We start from the raw sequence: 18,996 nt of genomic DNA, 5'->3' as shown, positions 1-18,996 counted from the left end.
TTTTCTTATTGAATTAAAGTCTTTGTCTTAGAACCGGAATAATGGAATTTTTCCATTCATAAAAATCACCGGCAACAATATGTTCTCTCGCAACCTTTACCAAATCAAGATAAAATGCAAGATTGTGAATAGACGCAATCTGTTTTCCTAAATATTCTTTGGAAACAAATAAATGCCGAACATACGCTTTAGAATATTCTCTATCCACGAAACTTGTCCCAAATTCATCAAGTGGTGAAAAATCTTTTTTCCATTTTTCATTTTTCAGATTTACAACACCTTGCCAAGTAAAGATCATTCCGTTTCTTGCATTTCTGGTGGGCATTACACAATCCATCATGTCAATTCCGAGACCTATACTTTCGATAATATTCCATGGAGTTCCGACTCCCATCAAATATCTTGGTTTTTCTTTAGGAAGAATATCCGTAACTTCATTCGTAATTCTGTACATTTCTTCTTCCGGTTCTCCTACGGAAAGTCCGCCGATTGCGTTACCTTCTGCATTTTGTTCAGCAATAAATTCCGCAGAAATTTTTCGTAAATCCGAATAAGTAGAACCTTGCACAATCGGGAAAAGTCTTTGCTTATGACCATACAATTCCGGATTTTCTTCACACCATTCGATGCATCTTTTCAGCCAACGATGCGTCATTTCCATAGATGCTTTTGCCTGATTGTATTCGCATGGAAACGGAGTACATTCATCAAAAGCCATAAAAATATCTGCTCCGATTTTTCTCTGGATTTCCATAGATTTTTCCGGAGAAATAAAATGAAAACTTCCGTCGATATGAGATTTGAATTTCACGCCTTCTTCCGTCATTTTTCTGGAATCTGAAAGTGAAAAAACCTGAAAGCCACCGGAATCCGTAAGAATAGGAAGATCCCAATTCATAAATTTATGCAAACCTCCTGCTTCTTCCATCACATCCATTGTCGGGCGAAGATAAAGATGGTAGGTATTCCCCAAAATAATCTGAGCTTTGATGTCTTCTTTCAGTTCACGCTGATGAACGGTTTTCACAGAAGCGACAGTTCCTACCGGCATAAAAATCGGAGTCTGAATCTCACCATGATCCGTTTTCATAATTCCTGCTCTTGCTTTTCCGGTAGTGGTATTTTTTATTTCAAAAAATGGGTGCATTCTTTATTATTATGTATTTACTTTAGTTTTTCTTCATTTTTCTTCTGCAAAGAATCTTTTTTTATTAGCTTCTTTTCAATATAATCTTTTGCTTTTGGCTCTTTCTCTTTAATAATGTCTTGAGCATTTTCATAGATCATTTGCATTTTATCTTTAGCAATATAATATTTATAGCTTTCTATAAAATGTTTCGGATTAACTTTCAATTTTTTAAAAATGAACTGAGTCTGTCCATCCGGATTATATCCGGAAGGTGTTGTCATTCCCAATTGGTCATTAATGGCAAGTTCTGCTATTACTTCAGCCATTTTATCTTTATCTAAAAGATTTTTGGGTTTGTCGATAATTTCTCCACAAGAAAACAAACTAAGAAAAACTAAAAAAACAAAAAGCCTTCTCATAATCTTCCTATAATGGATTTGTATTTCAATTTTAATATTCCGAAAACAGCTTCACCAATAATTCCGCCATTCATTTTGCTTTGTCCTTTTACACGATTGGTAAAAATAATAGGAACTTCTACAATTTTGAATCCTTTTTTAAAAGCCTTATATTTCATTTCCACCTGAAAACCGTAGCCTTTTAATTTAATTTTATCCAAATTAATCCCCAACAAAGTTTCTTTTTTAAAACATACAAAACCCGCAGTTGTATCATGCACCGGAATTCCTAAAATAAAACGAACATATCTGGATGCAAAATAGGACAGCAATACTCTTCCCATTGGCCAATTCACGACATTAACACCTTGAGAATATCGGGAACCAACCGACATATCTGCATTTTTACACGCTTCAAAAAGACGAGGAAGATCGTTTGGATTGTGAGAAAAATCGGCATCCATTTCAAAAATATAATCGAATCCGTTTTGTAATGCCCATTTAAATCCATGAATGTATGCTTTTCCCAAACCATCTTTGGATTTTCTCACACTAAGATGCAGAAAATGTGGAAATTTCAATTGCAAGTCTCTAACAATTTGAGATGTTCCGTCGGGAGAAGAATCATCAACCACCAAAATATGAAAATCCTGATCCATATCAAAAACAGCAGTAATGATACTTTCGATATTTTCCTTTTCGTTATAGGTTGGAATGATGACGAGTTTTTTCATAAAATCAATGTGCAAAGATAAGCATTGCGAAATCACTTCAAAATTCAAGCCTTAAAATTTCAGGAAAGATATTTCTATTCTTTTTGAAAGGATAATTAGTATTTTTGCAAAAATTTTTTTCTTGATAAGGATTCCTGAACATAATGACTGGGTGATTATAACATTATTGTTATGTCTTTTTGCGTATGCTTTTATGTTTATTTCTTTGCTAAGAGACATTCGTTTGAAAGATTTTTTTGTGGAAGAATATGTAGATTCCAGCAATGTTTTTCTTTCATGGGCCATTACTTCCATTGTTTTTTGCACAGTTTCTTCCATTTTGATTTCGCAATACATTCCTATTGTTCCGAAAAAAATCTCTGATCTGCATCTTTTCGGATTAGAGCTCAACAAATTTGGATTTACATTTATCTGTGTACTTCTTTTTTATTTTTTAAAAATTTGTTTTACCTATTTGTTTTATTCCGGAATTGGAAACGCAAGAAAATGGGGAATCTTTTATTTCACCATAAATAAGTTTTACTTTGCTATTTCATTATTGCTGATGATATTGTGCATTTCACATTATTATTTTGATATTGACAGAAAAAAAGCATTGTTTTTTTATCTAATTTTTGGGGGATTTGTTTTTATTTTCAAACTGTTTTTTTATTTTTTTCATAAAAACCAAATTCTTCCCATAAAGTGGTATTATAAAATTTTGTATATTTGCAGCCTCCAAATCGCGCCTTTATTTGCTTTATGGAAAGTATTGTTTTTTTAGCACACTTTTGAAGATGAAAATTAAGTCTATATTAGTTTCACAGCCTGTTCCTAATGAATCTTCACCTTATCTGGAGATTGCAAAGAAGGAAAAAATAAAAATTGATTTTCGCCCATTTATCCATGTGGAAGGCGTAGATGCGAAAGAACTAAGAACCCAAAAAATTGATCTTTCCCAATATACTGGTATCATTTTCACCAGTAAAAATGCGGTAGATCACTATTTCAGACTTGCGGAAGAAATGCGTTTTCAGGTTCCGGATTCTATGAGATACATCTGTCAGTCGGAAGCAATTGCCAATTATCTACAGAAACACATCGTTTACAGAAAAAGAAAAATCAGCTACGGCGAGAAGAATTTTTCAGATTTGGCTCCGCTTTTCAAAAAATATCCAACTGAAAAGTATCTTTTGCCTTCTTCCGATGTTTTAAGTCCGGATATTCCGAAAGTTTTGGAAGCATCCAATGTAGACTGGACAAGAGCTATCATGTATAAAACCGTTTGCTCGGATCTTACTGATATTCAGATCAAAGATTATGACATGTTGGTGTTTTTCAGTCCACAAGGAATTAAATCTTTACAGGAAAATTTTAAAAATTTCAAGCAAGAAGACACTAAAATTGCTGTTTTTGGAACTACAACTCTGCAAGCAGCAGAAGGAGCCGGATTGAGAATTGATGTAATGGCTCCAAGCAAAGAAACGCCATCCATGACTATGGCTATCGAAAAATATATCAGAACTGTGAACAAATAATTTTTGTAACACTAAAAAATATGCAACCGTCTTTTCCTTTCCGGATCAGATGGTTTTTTATTAAATTTAAACCCTATTTTTGAAGAATATGAATGCTCCTAAAGCAAAAAAAATAAATAAATCTCTTGAAATTCACGGAGACACAAGAATTGATCCTTATTTCTGGTTGAATGAAAGAGAAAATCCTGAAGTAATAGAGTATCTGAAAGAAGAAAATGCCTATTGCGATTTCATTATGAAAGACACTGAAAATCTTCAGGAAGAACTTTATGAGGAAATGAAATCCCGATACAAAAAAGATGATGAATCTTTACCTTACTTCTTCTATGAATATTGGTATATCGTAAGATTTGAAGAAGGAAAAGAATATCCTATTTTTTGCAGGAAGCATCTTACTCTCGAAAATACTGAAGAAATAATTCTTGATGTAAATATTCTAGCGGAAGGAGAAAGTTTCTTCGAAGTCGGAAGTGTTGCCGTAAGTCCAAATAACGAAATTGCCAGTTTTTCTTCGGATAATGTGGGAAGAAGAATTTATACCATTCAATTTAAAAATTTGAAAACGGGAGAAATTCTTGAAGATCAAATTGAAAACACAACAGGAAAAGCAGTTTGGGCAAATGATAACCAACATGTTTTTTACATCCGAAAAGATAAAAATCTCCGTGCTTTTCAGGTTTTCAGACATGAATTAGAGACGGATTCTTCAAAAGACGTTTTGATTTATCACGAGAAAGACGACGCTTTTGATGTGAATCTTTTCAAAACCAAATCCTTAGAATACATTTTTATCACAAGTTCCAGCACAATTTCGGACGAAATGCGTTTCATTCCTTCCGATAATGTTTTTGCGGAATGGACAATTGTTCAGCCAAGAATTCCGGATCTGGAATATTCCGTAGAACATTTCGAAGACGAATTCTATATTATCACCAATGCTGATGAGGCCACCAATTTTAAATTAGTAAAAACGAAAGTAGAAAACTGCGGAATCGAGAATTGGAAAGATGTAATCCCTCATCGAAATAAGGTTTTGCTAGAAGGTTTTGAAATTTTTAAAGACTATCTTGTTCTGGAAGAAAGAAACGAAGGGCTTCTACAAATAAAAATTATTGAAAACAAAACCGGAGATTTCCATTACCTTCCTTTCACAGACCCTACTTATACTGCTTATATCAGCCTGAATCTGGAATTTGACACAGAAGTTTTACGATACGGTTACACTTCACTTACTGTTCCCGCTTCCACTTTTGAATATAATATGAAAGAAAAAACCACAAAACTTTTGAAACAACAGGAAGTTTTGGGTGGAAAATTTTTCCCGGAAAATTATGTTTCGGAAAGAGTCTGGGCTCCTTCAAGAGATGGTAAAACTTTGATTCCTATTTCTTTGGTGTATCATAAAGACACTAAAAAATCAGAGAACACACCTTTATTGCTTTATGGATATGGAAGTTATGGACATACTGTAGATGCAAGTTTTTCAAATGTAAGACTTTCCATTTTGGACAGAGGTTTTATTTATGCGATTGCTCATATTCGTGGTGGTGAGTATTTAGGAAGAGAATGGTATGAAGATGGAAAAATGCTGCAAAAGAAAAATACGTTTTTCGATTTTATTGATGCTGCAAAATTTTTAATAAAAGAAAATTACACTTCTTCCCGACATCTTTATGCAATGGGTGGAAGCGCAGGTGGACTTTTGATGGGAGCAATCATCAATTATGAACCAGAATTATTTCATGGAATTGTAGCACAAGTCCCTTTTGTGGATGTTGTAACCACAATGTTGGATGAAACCATTCCTTTAACAACCGGAGAATATGATGAATGGGGAAATCCCAACGATAAAGAATACTACGATTATATGAAATCGTATTCTCCTTATGATAATGTGGAAGCAAAAAATTATCCTAATATTTTAATAACCACTGGTTTGCACGATTCTCAGGTTCAATATTGGGAACCCGCAAAATGGACGGCTAAATTGAGGGATTTGAAAACCGACAACAATATTTTAATTTTCAAAACTGACATGAGTTCCGGACATGGCGGTGCAAGCGGAAGATTTGAAAGCCTGAAAGAAGATGCACTGGAATATGGATTTCTTTTAATGATTGATAAATGATAATTGATTATTGATGGATTCGGAAAACTATAATCAAATTTTTGCAAAAAGAACTAAACAACTTGCGTTAAATATTATTGTTGAATTGTGTGATTTACCGTATTCTGATAAAATATCAAATATTCGGAAGCAGGTTATTCGTTCATCTTCATCTACTGCTTGTAATTATAGAGCAATGTGTAGAGCTAGATCGATAAAAGAAAAATTTTCTAAAATTTGTATTGTTGTTGAAGAATCTGACGAGACCGTTTTTTGGCTTGAAATGATTGAAGAACTCCAACTGATTGATTCGGATAAAATAGTAGAAATAATAAACGAAGCAACAGAAATACTCAAAGTAACCTCTTCTTACAAAAAGAAATTAGGAGACGAGTTGAAAAACTTAAAATAAAAAAAATCAATTATTGGTTATCAATTATCATTTATTAATTATCAATTATGACCGAAGCAGAACTTTGGAAGAAAGTAGAAGAATTTTTTGAAGAAAATTTCCAGACGGAAAAAAATGTTCCTGTGGAAACGATGCTATTTTTAATTGGCGTTCAGGAACTGGGAAGCGGAAAACAGAAATATACAAAAGATGACAAAGTAAATCTCATTCATATTGCGGTTTGCAGACTTTTAGAACCTTTCGGATATTACAAATTTTCAGATTATGATGAAGACGGATATCCGCATTTTGAACAAGTAGAAGAACTTCCGGAGCTGAAACCCAACGAACAACAACTTTTGATGAAAAAAGCCATCATCCAATATTTTATGGATGAAGGACTTTTTAAAGTTTAAAATAATTTTTAGTGATGGGTTTAATTTTTTAAACCACAAAAGCCACAAAAGATTGTTGATCTAAAGGTTATCAAAATTCTAAAAAAGCTAAATTTAGTATCTACTATTTTAGGCTTTTGTATAATTAGTCTTTTGTGACTTTTGTGGTTCAAGTTCAATGTTTATTTTTCAGATTTCAATACATCTTCCAATTGATTGAGTCCCATTTTAAAACCTTCTTCAAAGCCCATTTCTAAAATTTCGTTCATAGCTTCTTTGGATGCGAAATGAAGATTCACTGTTAATTTCGTTCCTTCTTCCACTCCTGTAAAACCAATTAGCCAATTAGAACTTGGCAAATCACTATTCGGATTTCCTTCTTCATCCGAAAAATAATCTCTCCATGAGATGCTTCTCTTTGGTGTAATTTCCAAAAATTCTGCATTGGCGTAATGACGCTCTCCGCTTGGACCAACCATTGCGTAATGCCATTTTCCGCCGTTTTGGAAATCATGACTTTTTGTCTCGCATTTCCATGGTTTTGGAGCCCACCACAAATCCAGAAGTTCCGGTTTTGTGAAATAATCCCAAACAATGGAGACGTTACTTTCATAAATCTTCATAACGAAAATAGTGGCTTCGTCATGATCTACATTAAAAACAATCTCTGTATTCATTATTTCTTTTTTTACAAATTTACGATAGTATTTATACTCAAAACTTACAACATGGCAAATAATTTGATATTCACAATAAAATGTTAAAAATTCAATTTTTAAGAAAACTTTAATAAAATAAAAATTAATTTATTACGTTTATTTTGTTAAAAACAGTAATTTTAACATTTGGAATTGAAAATTTATCCATGAATAATAGATTTATCCCAATCATATCCGTTTTTATGACGATTTCATTAATCGTCTTTGTAACCTTACAATTTTATTGGCTTAAAGGCTATTATTCTGCTTTGGAACAAGATTTTTCCAATAAAGTATATTCCGCTTTGGAAACTTCTACCAAGAAAATTTCTGATATTGAAATAGATAAATACCTTAACCGTGAATACAAAAATTTTGGAAAAAGTGTGATTGCGGGTGGTAATCAGCCTACACTTACTACGATTCAACAGGTGGAAGATTCAGCAAGCAGAAGATCCATTACCTATTCCAAAAACATTATTGAAAAACAGCAAATTCCGATTTCCCTAAAAGGAGATAGCCTGAATCTTACCAAAATGTATACAGATGAAGCATTAGTCCATATTAAAAAAGATACAAACACTCCCGAACTTCTCACTTCCGATCTCAGCCAATCCATACAAAATGGTGAATATTCATTAAAAGAATTTGCCAAACTAAATGCTTCTAATTTGCCCATCAATAAAAGAGTAGACAATAAAACATTAGATTCTGTTCTGAATAAAGAACTGAAAATGAAAGGAATAACGACAAAATTCGGATTCAGCGTTATTGATAAAAATAATAAACCAACTGTCGTTACCAATGTTATTTTTAAGGAGCAAAAAGATCTGAGCAATTATTCTTATCCTCTTTTTACGGATAATAAAGATCGTACTTTATATACTCTATCGCTGGTTTTTCCGAGAAAAGAATATTCACTCGCAAAAAATAATCTTCCCATGCTTTTGGGAACCTTTATGTCTTTGCTTACCATTTTGGGGATTTATATCATTTCCATCAATTATATGATGAAACAAAAGAAAATTTCGGAAGTAAAAACGGATTTCATCAATAATATGTCTCACGAATTCAAAACGCCTTTAGCGACAATTTCTGTAGCAACCGATTCATTGGCAAATGACAAAATTGCCACGAATCCGGAAAAAGTGAAATATTATTCCAACCTCATCAAACAGGAAAATCTGAGAATGAAAAAGCAGGTAGAAAACGTCCTGAATATGAGTAAATTGGAAAGAAATGAAGTGAAATTATTTTTAAAAGAAGCCAATGTTCGTGGCCTTATCAAAGAAATTTCAGAATCTTTCGGACTTATTGTTGCACAGAGAAGCGGGACATTTACACAGGAATTTCAGGCGGATAAATATAATTTTAAAATTGACGAATTTCATTTTTCCAATATGCTGATCAATCTTCTGGATAATGCCAATAAATATTCTCCCGAAGCTCCCGAAATAAAAATAAAAACGAGAAATGAAGGAAACTGGTACGTCATCGAAATTTCGGATAAAGGAATGGGAATGGACATACAAAACAAAACCAAAATTTTTGAAAAATTCTTCCGCGAAGAAACCGGAAATATCCACAATGTAAAAGGACAAGGACTTGGACTTTCTTATGTGAAAAAAATTGTAGAGCTGCATAAAGGACAAATTTCCGTAGAATCTCATAAAGGAAAGGGCTCTACATTCACTGTGAAATTACCAATGGTCTAAATAAAAAATCACTAATTATTAAAATATTAATTCTAAAGATATGAGCAACAGAATCTTACTTGTAGAAGACGATCAAAGTTTCGGCGCAGTGCTGAAAGATTATCTTACAATAAATAACTTCGACGTTACACTGGCAACAGACGGAGAACAAGGCTTAAAAGAATTTACCGAAAAAGATTTTGACATTTGCATTTTTGATGTAATGATGCCAAAAAAAGATGGCTTTTCCTTAGCTGAAGATGTAAAGAAAATTGATAAAACAAAACCTATTATTTTCCTTACCGCAAGAAATATGCGCGAAGATATACTGAAAGGATATCAGCTTGGTGCAGATGATTATATTACAAAACCTTTCGATACCGAACTTCTACTTTACAAAATAAAAGCGATCCTGCAAAGAAGCGCTTCTTTGGAAGATGAAGAACAGGAACAGTTTAAAATCAGTAACATTTTCTTTGATTCTATGCTTCGCCAATTGAGAGTCGGAGATAAAGAATATAAACTTTCTCCAAAAGAAAATGAACTTTTAAAATTACTTTGCTTACACAGAAATGATTTTATGCCAAGAGATCTGGCACTTAGAAAAATCTGGAAAAAAGAAAATTATTTTACGGCAAGAAGCATGGATGTATATATTGCAAAATTGCGTAAGCTACTAAAAGATGATGATGGTTTGGAAATCATCAATGTACACGGAGAAGGTTTCCGTCTATTAGTGAAAAATTAAAAAATAAAATCCCCAAATTGGGGATTTTCATTTTATCAAAATATTTTATTTTGCCTCCACACAGAAAACACGATACTGGATAGGAACTGCTGATTTAAAATATTCTTTTATCTTTTTAAGATCTGAAGCCGCACTTTGTTTACTGAAGTAGCTTCCCGCCATTACTTTATAATTTGGACGTAGAGAAGCGTCAATTTCAACTTTTATATTTGGAAATCTTCTCCTGAAATATAATCCTACTTCTCTTGCTTCTTCGTTGCTTTTCACCACCGTAAGCTGGATCTTGTAACCCATAATTCTTGGATTTTTTTTGCAAATTTCTGCATTGGACATTTCTTTTTCAGGAACCTTTATCACTGTTTTGGAACCTCCGGAAGAAGATGAAGAATTATTATCAAAATTATCAATCTTTGAAATTCTTGTACAGTTATCCTCTGCACTTTCCAAAGCATTATTAATTCTTTCATCCATCGATATCACCAATGGAGTTCCCGAAATGGTATCATTCTTCACTACAACCTGAGCATTTGATTGGAAAAAAAATGCAAAAGAAAAAATGAAAGAAATTTTGATCAAACTTTTCATTAAAATAATTTTGGCAAAAATAAAACAAATAAAAATTATTCCAAACTTAGTTATTTAGAATTATTACAAATTATAAAAAATGATATTTAGCAGTAATGTTAGGCGTTAAATTTCTGTTAAAAGTTATATTTTTGCCGAATTGAATGTAAATCTAAAATTTTACTAACCCAAGATTATATAAATGATTAGTTGGAGAAAGCATTACAAGAAAGGGCTGATTGCAATAGGTCTATTGTTATCAACCAGCGCTTCAGTGTATGCACAAGGTGATCCTGCGAAAGGGCAGGAACTATTTAAGGCAAACTGTACAGCGTGTCACGCTTTGGATAAGCAAGTTATTGGTCCTGCATTAGGTGGAGTTGTAGAACGTCTGAAAAAAGATCAAAATATTGAAAAAGACTGGTTTTACAAATGGATCAAAGACAATAAAGCCTTTAGAGCTTCTGGAGACAAATATGCCAATGAGGTTTTTGAAAAATTCAACAAAACTGAAATGCTTCAGTTTCCAAATCTCACAGACGCTGATATTGACAATATCCTTGCTTACACTTCCAATCCTCCTGCTGAACCAGCAGCTACTGATACCAAAGCTGGAGCGGAAGATAGCCAGGCTTCTTTAGAGGCTCTGCAAAAAGCTCAACAACAAAGTGCAAACTCTAAAGCAATTCTTATCGCGCTTATTGCCATTGCTTTATTACTTGTTTGGCTACTTTTGAAATTAAGACAATTAGTAAAACTTCAGCAGACAGAAGAGCTTTCAGACCTGAATTCTACAAGAGCTCTTACCTTCGCAGAATTATACCAAAAATACAGTGTCGTAGGAAAAGGAATTCTTGGGATCCTTACTATTCTTGCTGCTTATGGACTTTGGAACTGGATGATGTGGATTGGTGTTTATAAAGGATATAAGCCGGAACAACCAATCTATTTCTCACACAAAATTCACGCGGGGGAAAATAAAATTGATTGCCAGCTTTGCCACTCCAGTGCAAAATATGGAAAAGTTTCCGAAATTCCTTCTGTAAATGTTTGTATGAACTGCCACAGAATGATTTCAGAATACAAAGGAAAATATATAGAACCTGGTAAGAGCAAAGAATTCTATACTGGGGAAATTCAAAAAATATATGCTGCGGCTGGCTGGGATCCTGCAAAACAGCAATATACTGGAAAAACAAAGCCAATTGAGTGGACAAGAATTCACAATATGCCGGATTTTGTTTACTTCAATCACTCTCAACACGTAATTGCCGGAGAAAAGGCAATCATCAATTCTTTCAATAAGAAAAATCCTGAAAATCAAATTGATGTTGTATGTAAGGCTTGTCACGGAAAAATTGATACCATGAATGTGGTTCAGATGGCAAATAATTTTACAATGGGATGGTGTATCGAATGTCACAGAACTACAGAAGTGGATATGACGAACGGATACAATCAGGAATATTTCAAAAGTCTGCATGATAAGTTGAAAAAACAATATCCAAACTCTGAAGGTAAAATTACAGTAGCTGCAATTGGCGGACTTGAGTGTGGTAAATGTCACTATTAATTAATAACGAAAAATAGAAGTATAAATGGCTTCAAACAAAATACAATTCAGAAGTATTCATGAACTTAAAGATCCGGCTTTGAACAATAAGCTGGCTCAGAAAGAGTTTCAAAATGAAATTCCGGTTGAAGATTTTTTGGGTGATGAGAAAACGAACTCTTCAAGCACTTCAAGAAGAGACTTTCTGAAACTTTTAGGATTTTCAACTGCGGCAGTTACTTTGGCTGCATGTGAGGCTCCTGTTATCAAAACAATTCCTTATGTAGTAAAACCTCATAGTATTACTCCGGGATTGCCAAATTTCTTCGCTTCCACTTATTTTGATGGTTTTGATTTTGCAAGTGTTTTAGTAAAAACGCGGGAAGGAAGACCAATTAGAATTGATGCTAATCCAGCTGCGGGAAATTTAGGAAAAACCAATGCAAGAGCACAAGCAAGCGTTCTTTCTTTATACGATAATGATAAAGTAAAACAACCAAAACTTGACGGGAAAGACGAAACTTTTGATAAAGTAGACGACTATGTTTTAAAAGCGCTTTCAGGAGCTGGTGCGAAAAAAATTGTAGTATTATCTCATTCTTTTCCAAGCCCTACTTTCAAAAAGCTTTTTGCAGATTTCAAAGCAAAATATCCAACTGCTGAACTCGTAACGTATGATGCTTATCCTTATGCTGCTGCGTTAGACGCATCTCTGGAAGTTTTCGGGCAAAGAGCGTTACCTGTTTATGATTTAACAGAATCTCAGTTGGTGGTTTCTTTCAATGCCGATTTCTTAGGAGATTACAATGCTCAAAGTCTTGAAGTTTCTTATGCTGCTGCCAGAAAACCTGGAAAAGATATGTTGAGACATATTCAGGTAGAATCTAATATGAGTCTTACTGGTGCAAATGCAGATACTAGAATTAAAATGAAGCCGAGCGCTGTTTTTAAAACTTTAGTAGAAGTATACAAAGGTTTAAACGGTGGAACTGCGGATAAGAATGCTACTGCAATTGTAAAGGAGCTTCAGGCAAAAGGAAACAAGGCAGTTGTCTTTGCAGAAGGTTCGAAAGCGGCTTATGTTTTAGCACATTTAATTAATCAAAAATTAGGATCAGTAGCTTTCACAGGAAAAGCAAATCTTTTGAAAGAATACGATCATGCAAGATATCAGGAATTCCTTGGTTGGATGAACAATAAACAAGTAGAAGTTCTGATTACCAACAATGTAAACCCAATTTATTCTTCTAATAAAGGAGCAGCCTTTGAAGCGGCAGTTAAAAATGTTCCTCACGTTATTGCAACGACAGATAAGAAGAATGAAATATATAAAGCAGCAAAAGTAGTAATTCCTTCTGCTCATTGGTTGGAATCTTGGGGAGATATTACTCCGGAATCAGGGGTTTATTCTTTGATGCAGCCAACCATTCAAAAAGTATTTAAACCTAGACAGATTGAAGAGTCTTTATTGGTTTGGATTAATGGAAAAAACAGTTCTGCTAATAATTATTACAATTATTTAAAAAATAATGCAACCTCTTTATTGGGAGGAAATTCTTTCAACAAAGCGTTGTATAACGGATTCAATGCAATTGGAAATGCAGTTACATTAGCATATTCAGGTGGAGACGCTGCAAAAGCGATTACAGAATTGGCAGGATTCAAATCTGCACCATTAGAATTGCAATTGTATACTAAAACGGCAATCGGAGACGGAACTCAATCCAACAACCCATGGTTAATGGAAATGCCGGATCCAATTACGAGATTATCTTGGGATAATTACCTTACTATTTCACCAAAAGATGCAAAAGATTTAGGAATTGAAAATAATCTGAATGCAAGAATGCAGCTTGATGGTGATAAAGTAAATCTTACTGTAAATAATGTTACACTAAAAGATGTTCCTGTTTATATTCAACCTGGACAAGCAGAAGGATCTCTTGGTCTTGCTTTAGGTTATGGTAAGAAAAACTCCGGAAAAGTAGCTGAAACAGGTGTAAATGCTTATCCTTTATTCGATGGATCAAACACTTCTCTTTCCAATGTAAAAATTGAAAAAACAGAAGAAGTACATGAATTTGCAGGAATGCAGCTTCAAAATACTTTGATGGGTCGTTACGAAATAGCAAAAGAAGTTCCTTTGGAAACTTTCCTTACTGTTCCTTTCGATGATGAACACCATGGTTGGAACAAGCCTTTGGAATATCATACTATTGGTGGAGCTTTGCCTGCCAAAAAAATCGACCTTTGGGATTCTTTTGACGATACTGATGGACCACATTTCAATCTTTCAGTAGACTTAAATTCTTGTACTGGTTGTGGAGCTTGCGTAATTGCTTGTCAGGCTGAAAATAATACTGCAGTTGTAGGAAAAGACGAAATCAGAATGTCGAGAGACATGTACTGGTTAAGAATTGACCGTTACTACTCTGCAAAAGAAAAAATTGAAACAAAAGAAGGTGTAGACAGAGGATTAAATGTTCCTAACCTTTACGATATATTAATTGAACCAAGTGAAAGTCCGGATGTGATTTTCCAACCGGTAATGTGTCAGCATTGTAACCACGCTCCTTGTGAAACTGTGTGTCCGGTTGCTGCTACTTCTCATGGAAAACAAGGTCAAAACCAAATGGCTTACAACAGATGTATTGGTACAAGATATTGTGCAAACAACTGTCCATATAAAGTAAGAAGATTTAACTGGTTCAATTATGCATTGAATGACAAGTTCGATTACAATATGAATAATGATTTAGGAAGAATGGTTCTGAATCCTGATGTTGTAACCAGAACAAGAGGGGTAATGGAAAAATGCTCAATGTGTATCCAGCAAACTCAATCAACAATTCTGAATGCTAAGAAAGAAAACAGAGCTGTTACTGATGAAGAATTCAAAAAATCAAGTGCTTGTGCTGCTGCTTGTTCTACAGGAGCGCTGCAATTCGGAGACATGAATGATAAAACTTCAACAGTAAGAGAACTGTACAATAGCAACAGAAGATATTATCTACTAGAGGAGATCGGTACAAAACCAAATGTATTCTATCACACTAAAGTAAGAAATAGAAAAGAATCAAATGTTTAAATAATAATAAGGTAATATAAAATGTCACATTACGAAGCCCCGATTAGGGAACCTTTAATTATTGGTCACAAAACATATCATGATATCACAGAAGATATTGCGAGACCTATTGAAGAAAGAGCGGGAAAATTATGGTGGATTTCTTTATACGCTGCTTTAGCTCTATTTATCTACGGATTTGGGTGTATCGCTTATACAATTGGTACCGGAATTGGATCTTGGGGTCTAAACAGAACCATCAACTGGGGTTGGGATATTACCAATTTCGTTTGGTGGGTAGGTATTGGTCACGCCGGAACTCTAATTTCTGCAGTATTATTATTATTTAGACAAAGATGGAGAATGTCCGTAAACAGATCTGCGGAAGCGATGACTATTTTTGCGGTAGTACAGGCAGCAATCTTTCCGGTAATTCACATGGGTAGAGTTTGGGTAGGATATTGGGTTTTCCCTTTACCAAACCAATTCGGATCTCTTTGGCCGAATTTCAATTCACCTCTACTTTGGGACGTATTTGCAATCTCAACATATTTCTCAGTATCCACAGTTTTCTGGTTTATGGGATTGATTCCTGACTTTGCAATGATCAGAGACAGAGCAAAAACTCCATGGACGAGAAAAATTTATACTCTTTTATCTTTCGGATGGGGTGGAAAAGCAAAACACTGGCAAAGATTTGAAGAATTATCTTTAGTATTAGCAGGTTTAGCAACTCCTCTTGTATTCTCAGTACATACAACCGTATCCTTTGACTTCTCGACTTCGGTAATTAAAGGATGGCACTCTACAATCTATCCTCCTTATTTCGTTGCAGGAGCAATTTTTTCGGGATTTGCAATGGTACAAACACTATTGTTAGTTGCAAGAAAAGTTTGCCATCTTGAAGAATATATTACGATGTATCATATTGAAATTATGAACATAGTAATTATTGTAACAGGAGGAATGGTAACTGTAGCATACGCAACGGAGTATTTTATCGGATGGTATTCCGGTTCCAGATTTGAAGATTTTACATATCTTTCTCCGGGAGCAGCAACAGGACCTTATTGGTGGGCTTTCTGGGCGTTGATTATTTGCAACCTTGTAATTCCGGCTTTATTCTGGTTCAAGAGAGTAAGAACAAATATTTTGGCAACATTTATTATTGCCCTAATTATCAATATCGGTATGTGGTTCGAGCGTTTTGACATTATTGTTATCAACCTTTCAAGAGACTATTTACCTGGATCTTGGACAATGTTTAAACCTACCATTATTGATGTGGGAGTATATTTAGGAACTATCGGATTCTTCTCTGTATTATTCCTTTTATATGCAAGAACATTCCCTGTAATTGCACAGGCAGAATTAAAATCGATTTTGAAAATTTCTGGTGAAACTTATAAAGCAAAAGAAGGAGATGAGCACCACTAAAATTATTTACGGAGTTTACGCAGACGATGACGATTTGATGCATGGCGTAAAAACCTTTATGGATAAAGGAATTAAAATTAATGAAGTGTATACTCCATTTCCTGTTCACGGGTTGGATAAAGCTTTAAAACTTAGAAAAACCAGAATTTCTGATGCTGCATTTATCTATGCTTGCTATGGAGTTACTATCGGAGCAACTGTAACGTGGTATATGATGAACCATGACTGGCCACAAAATATTGGAGGAAAACCTTCTTTTGATTGGGGACACAATATGCCTGCTTTCGTAGTACCAATGTTTGAGCTTATGGTTTTCTGTGCTGCACACATGATGTCTCTTACTTTTTTGGCGAGAAACAAAATGTATCCTGGTTGTCCTGCACAAAATCCGGATCCAAGAACTACGGATGATAAATTCATGATGGAGTTTGTAACGGAAGACGTGGAAACTGTAAAGCAGATATTGATTGATACTGGTGTTGAAGAAATAACCGTAAAAGATGCTTAACATGAAAAAGAATATATTAAAAATAACAGCAGTCTTAGGTTTAACAACGATTTTGCTTAATTCATGTGGACCAAAAGATAATCCGCCTTTGGTATATTTTCCGGATATGTATTTTCCGGTTGCTTACGATCCATTGATGAAAGCTGATGATCCTTACTCTGATCACGATAATGAGATTCCTCTTTTTACTAAAAACGATGGAGCTACAGGTCTTTCTCCTGTAGAGGGAACTATTTCTCAAAATGCTGATGGTGTTGTTGAAACAAATTATGATAAAGCATTATCTCCAGATCAGTACAATGCAGGATATGAAACTTCAAAATCAATAACTGTTTCTCCTCTTGATCCTAAAAATAAGGATAAAGATATTGAAAGGGGTAAAATTTTATTCGATCATACATGTTCTGCTTGTCATGGAACTGGTGGGGACGGACAAGGTCCAATTGTAAAAAGCGGTGCATATTCCGGTGTTCCAAATTATAAGGATAGACAAATTACTGTAGGTTCTGTACACTATGTACTAAGCTATGGTAGAAATGCAATGGGTTCTTATGCAGGTCAGTTGAAACCGGGAGATAGATGGCGTGTTGCCATGTATGTAATGAGTGCCTTTAAAGGAGGAAGCGTTCCTGCTGCTACAACTGCTGGTGCAGCAAAAACAGATTCAACAGCTACTAAATAATTAAAAGAAGAAAAAATGTATACTTTTTCACCTAAATTAAAATTAACTTCAATTATACTCATCGTTTTAGGACTGGTGCTTTTTGCTGCAGGATATTTCATCAATCATGGTATTGATTCAGCAAAAATTGAACATTTGATGGAAGCAGCTCACTCCAATGGACACACTGCTCCTTCACATTCTAGCGAATTGGTGGGACCTCAAGATCATGCAGCACATTTGGAGCATGCTACTACTCAGGTTCATAATCGTCCTTTAGCTGCAATTCATTCTGTAGCAGTATTCTTTTTTGGAGTAAGTTGTGTTGTTTTATTTTTCTACTCTATTCAGCATGCTGCTCATGCAGGTTGGTCTATTATCGTAACAAGAGTAATGGAAGCTATTGCTTCTTATATTCCTGTAGGTGGTGCAATTGTTCTGATTATTGTTTTACTGAATGCTACTCATAACGGACATCTTTTCCATTGGATGGATCCGGAACTCACAAAAGAAGGTTCTCCACATTTTGATGTCATTCTTTATGAAAAGAAAAAATTCTTAAATATTCCTTTCTATTTAGTTAGAACATTTATTTACATTATTGGTGCTTCTTTCTTTGCATGGAAACTAAAATCACAATCTAAAAAAGTAGATGAAACAAAATCTCCAAGAGATTATCAAATGCTTTACAGATGGGCTGTCGGATATATTGTATTTTTCGGATTCTGTTCTGCGTCTTGGGCTTGGGATTGGTTGATGTCTATTGATCCTCACTGGTATTCTACCATGTATATTTGGTATTCTATGGTGAGTTGTCTGACAAGTGGAATTGCAGTAATCATTCTTTTTAGTGTTTATCTGAAAAAAAATGGATTCCTTCCTCAATTTAATGATAATCACTTGCATGATTTAGGAAAATTCCTTTTTGCAACTTCTATGCTTTGGACGTATACATGGTTTGCTCAATTTATGTTGTATTGGTATGCAAACATTCCGGAAGAAGTAAACTATTTCTTTGGAAGATTCCAATATTACGCTCCTACTTTCTTACCAATGCTAATTGTGAATTTCTTAGTTCCGTTATTGGTAATGGTAAGCTCAAGTATTAAGAGAAATTATACTGTAGTTTGTACAATGGCAATAGTTGTAATTTGTGGGCACATTTTAGATTACTTCAATATGGTAATGCCGGGAACAGTAGGCCCATACTGGAAATCTTTAGATTTGTTCCTTCTTTTCTTTGGATCAGTTTTATTTGTAGCCGGTTTATTTGTATTCGTTATAAATACAGCTCTTACTAAACTTAAACTTATTCCTGAAGGAAATCCATTTGTACACGAATCCAAAATTTATGAATATCCTTTCTAAAATAATTTGGAAAAACAATATAAACCGG

General features: G+C 34.2%; 18 protein-coding genes. 13 read left to right on the top strand and 5 right to left on the bottom strand.

Translation table 11 applies throughout. From position 1 onward, the window contains the following. Window positions 1–13 precede the first annotated feature (13 nt). Genes tgt through AC2A1C_RS05535 form a run of 3 tightly spaced genes read right to left on the bottom strand, consistent with a single transcriptional unit; the run spans window position 14 to window position 2,261 of the window. Window positions 14–1,147, bottom strand: a complete 1,134-nt coding sequence (gene tgt, locus AC2A1C_RS05545; RefSeq protein ID WP_484024177.1) for a tRNA guanosine(34) transglycosylase Tgt — start codon at window positions 1,145–1,147, stop codon at window positions 14–16. Window positions 1,148–1,164: 17 nt separating this feature from the next. Then, window positions 1,165–1,548 carry a DUF4296 domain-containing protein gene (locus AC2A1C_RS05540; RefSeq protein ID WP_484024175.1) on the bottom strand — a complete coding sequence of 128 codons (384 nt, stop codon included), beginning with the start codon at window positions 1,546–1,548 and terminating at the stop codon, window positions 1,165–1,167. Then, window positions 1,545–2,261 carry a polyprenol monophosphomannose synthase gene (locus AC2A1C_RS05535; protein ID WP_484024173.1) on the bottom strand — a complete coding sequence of 239 codons (717 nt, stop codon included), beginning with the start codon at window positions 2,259–2,261 and terminating at the stop codon, window positions 1,545–1,547. Before AC2A1C_RS05535 ends, AC2A1C_RS05540 begins: the two co-directional genes overlap by 4 nt. 121 nt (window positions 2,262–2,382) lie before the next feature. Between AC2A1C_RS05535 and AC2A1C_RS05530 the strand changes: the two genes are divergently transcribed. The 5 genes from AC2A1C_RS05530 to AC2A1C_RS05510 all read left to right on the top strand — a co-directional run bounded on the left by AC2A1C_RS05530 (window position 2,383) and on the right by AC2A1C_RS05510 (window position 6,692). Next, on the top strand, window positions 2,383–3,024 hold the full coding sequence (locus tag AC2A1C_RS05530) for a DUF4271 domain-containing protein (RefSeq protein ID WP_484024171.1): 642 nt from the start codon (window positions 2,383–2,385) through the stop codon (window positions 3,022–3,024). Between the two features lie 13 nt (window positions 3,025–3,037). Then, entirely contained in the window at window positions 3,038–3,778 is a 741-nt protein-coding gene (locus AC2A1C_RS05525) for a uroporphyrinogen-III synthase (RefSeq protein ID WP_484024170.1), read from the top strand. Window positions 3,779–3,866: 88 nt separating this feature from the next. Beyond that, window positions 3,867–5,906, top strand: coding sequence for a S9 family peptidase (locus AC2A1C_RS05520; RefSeq protein WP_484024169.1), 2,040 nt, complete (start codon window positions 3,867–3,869; stop codon window positions 5,904–5,906). Between the two features lie 13 nt (window positions 5,907–5,919). Next, window positions 5,920–6,297 (top strand): four helix bundle protein, encoded by a 378-nt coding sequence (locus tag AC2A1C_RS05515; RefSeq protein ID WP_484024168.1) that lies wholly within the window; start codon window positions 5,920–5,922, stop codon window positions 6,295–6,297. Window positions 6,298–6,344: 47 nt separating this feature from the next. Beyond that, a complete protein-coding gene (locus AC2A1C_RS05510) occupies window positions 6,345–6,692 on the top strand; it encodes a hypothetical protein (protein WP_484024167.1) in 348 nt (115 codons plus the stop codon). Between the two features lie 161 nt (window positions 6,693–6,853). Here the strand turns inward: AC2A1C_RS05510 and AC2A1C_RS05505 are convergent, their stop codons facing one another. Then, on the bottom strand, window positions 6,854–7,348 hold the full coding sequence (locus AC2A1C_RS05505) for an SRPBCC family protein (protein ID WP_484024165.1): 495 nt from the start codon (window positions 7,346–7,348) through the stop codon (window positions 6,854–6,856). 188 nt (window positions 7,349–7,536) lie between these two features. Here AC2A1C_RS05505 and AC2A1C_RS05500 point away from each other — a divergent pair, with 188 nt between their 5' ends. Both AC2A1C_RS05500 and AC2A1C_RS05495 read left to right on the top strand, forming a co-directional pair. Further along, window positions 7,537–9,084, top strand: coding sequence for a sensor histidine kinase (locus AC2A1C_RS05500; RefSeq protein ID WP_484024163.1), 1,548 nt, complete (start codon window positions 7,537–7,539; stop codon window positions 9,082–9,084). 40 nt (window positions 9,085–9,124) lie between these two features. Continuing rightward, entirely contained in the window at window positions 9,125–9,811 is a 687-nt protein-coding gene (locus AC2A1C_RS05495) for a response regulator transcription factor (RefSeq protein ID WP_484024162.1), read from the top strand. 45 nt (window positions 9,812–9,856) lie between these two features. Here AC2A1C_RS05495 and AC2A1C_RS05490 read toward each other — a convergent pair whose 3' ends face one another. After that, the gene (locus AC2A1C_RS05490; protein ID WP_484024160.1) at window positions 9,857–10,396 is read right to left on the bottom strand and encodes an SPOR domain-containing protein; all 540 of its coding nucleotides are present in this window, start codon (window positions 10,394–10,396) and stop codon (window positions 9,857–9,859) included. Between the two features lie 181 nt (window positions 10,397–10,577). On the opposite strand from AC2A1C_RS05490, the gene AC2A1C_RS05485 reads away from it, so the two are divergent. The 6 genes from AC2A1C_RS05485 to AC2A1C_RS05460 are packed head-to-tail and all read left to right on the top strand — an operon-like array spanning window position 10,578 to window position 18,968. Further along, window positions 10,578–11,948, top strand: coding sequence for a c-type cytochrome (locus AC2A1C_RS05485; protein WP_484024158.1), 1,371 nt, complete (start codon window positions 10,578–10,580; stop codon window positions 11,946–11,948). A 25-nt stretch (window positions 11,949–11,973) separates the two neighbouring features. Further along, complete coding sequence (locus AC2A1C_RS05480) at window positions 11,974–15,015, top strand: TAT-variant-translocated molybdopterin oxidoreductase (protein ID WP_484024157.1); 3,042 nt, start codon at window positions 11,974–11,976, stop codon at window positions 15,013–15,015. A 21-nt stretch (window positions 15,016–15,036) separates the two neighbouring features. Further along, the gene (gene nrfD / locus AC2A1C_RS05475) at window positions 15,037–16,431 is read left to right on the top strand and encodes an NrfD/PsrC family molybdoenzyme membrane anchor subunit (protein ID WP_484024155.1); all 1,395 of its coding nucleotides are present in this window, start codon (window positions 15,037–15,039) and stop codon (window positions 16,429–16,431) included. Beyond that, a complete protein-coding gene (locus AC2A1C_RS05470) occupies window positions 16,418–16,939 on the top strand; it encodes a DUF3341 domain-containing protein (RefSeq protein ID WP_484024153.1) in 522 nt (173 codons plus the stop codon). The genes nrfD and AC2A1C_RS05470 overlap by 14 nt, the downstream gene beginning before the upstream one ends. Continuing rightward, the gene (locus AC2A1C_RS05465) at window positions 16,932–17,621 is read left to right on the top strand and encodes a c-type cytochrome (RefSeq protein WP_484024151.1); all 690 of its coding nucleotides are present in this window, start codon (window positions 16,932–16,934) and stop codon (window positions 17,619–17,621) included. Before AC2A1C_RS05470 ends, AC2A1C_RS05465 begins: the two co-directional genes overlap by 8 nt. A 15-nt stretch (window positions 17,622–17,636) precedes the next feature. Continuing rightward, entirely contained in the window at window positions 17,637–18,968 is a 1,332-nt protein-coding gene (locus tag AC2A1C_RS05460; RefSeq protein WP_484024149.1) for a quinol:cytochrome C oxidoreductase, read from the top strand. Window positions 18,969–18,996 lie beyond the last annotated feature (28 nt).

The organism is Chryseobacterium sp. HNCC26DJ241, assembly GCF_057180505.1.
This window is presented reverse-complemented; position numbering and strand designations above follow the sequence as displayed.

Excerpts from the sequence above, each read along its gene's own strand:
- tgt (WP_484024177.1), bottom strand. The coding sequence starts at position 1,147 with ATGCACCCATTTTTTGAAATAAAAAATACCACTACCGGAAAAGCAAGA.
- AC2A1C_RS05540 (WP_484024175.1), bottom strand. The coding sequence starts at position 1,548 with ATGAGAAGGCTTTTTGTTTTTTTAGTTTTTCTTAGTTTGTTTTCTTGT.
- AC2A1C_RS05535 (WP_484024173.1), bottom strand. The coding sequence starts at position 2,261 with ATGAAAAAACTCGTCATCATTCCAACCTATAACGAAAAGGAAAATATC.
- AC2A1C_RS05525 (WP_484024170.1), top strand. The coding sequence starts at position 3,038 with ATGAAAATTAAGTCTATATTAGTTTCACAGCCTGTTCCTAATGAATCT.
- AC2A1C_RS05520 (WP_484024169.1), top strand. The coding sequence starts at position 3,867 with ATGAATGCTCCTAAAGCAAAAAAAATAAATAAATCTCTTGAAATTCAC.
- AC2A1C_RS05515 (WP_484024168.1), top strand. The coding sequence starts at position 5,920 with ATGGATTCGGAAAACTATAATCAAATTTTTGCAAAAAGAACTAAACAA.
- AC2A1C_RS05510 (WP_484024167.1), top strand. The coding sequence starts at position 6,345 with ATGACCGAAGCAGAACTTTGGAAGAAAGTAGAAGAATTTTTTGAAGAA.
- AC2A1C_RS05505 (WP_484024165.1), bottom strand. The coding sequence starts at position 7,348 with ATGAATACAGAGATTGTTTTTAATGTAGATCATGACGAAGCCACTATT.
- AC2A1C_RS05500 (WP_484024163.1), top strand. The coding sequence starts at position 7,537 with ATGAATAATAGATTTATCCCAATCATATCCGTTTTTATGACGATTTCA.
- AC2A1C_RS05495 (WP_484024162.1), top strand. The coding sequence starts at position 9,125 with ATGAGCAACAGAATCTTACTTGTAGAAGACGATCAAAGTTTCGGCGCA.
- AC2A1C_RS05490 (WP_484024160.1), bottom strand. The coding sequence starts at position 10,396 with ATGAAAAGTTTGATCAAAATTTCTTTCATTTTTTCTTTTGCATTTTTT.
- AC2A1C_RS05485 (WP_484024158.1), top strand. The coding sequence starts at position 10,578 with ATGATTAGTTGGAGAAAGCATTACAAGAAAGGGCTGATTGCAATAGGT.
- AC2A1C_RS05480 (WP_484024157.1), top strand. The coding sequence starts at position 11,974 with ATGGCTTCAAACAAAATACAATTCAGAAGTATTCATGAACTTAAAGAT.
- nrfD (WP_484024155.1), top strand. The coding sequence starts at position 15,037 with ATGTCACATTACGAAGCCCCGATTAGGGAACCTTTAATTATTGGTCAC.
- AC2A1C_RS05470 (WP_484024153.1), top strand. The coding sequence starts at position 16,418 with ATGAGCACCACTAAAATTATTTACGGAGTTTACGCAGACGATGACGAT.
- AC2A1C_RS05465 (WP_484024151.1), top strand. The coding sequence starts at position 16,932 with ATGCTTAACATGAAAAAGAATATATTAAAAATAACAGCAGTCTTAGGT.
- AC2A1C_RS05460 (WP_484024149.1), top strand. The coding sequence starts at position 17,637 with ATGTATACTTTTTCACCTAAATTAAAATTAACTTCAATTATACTCATC.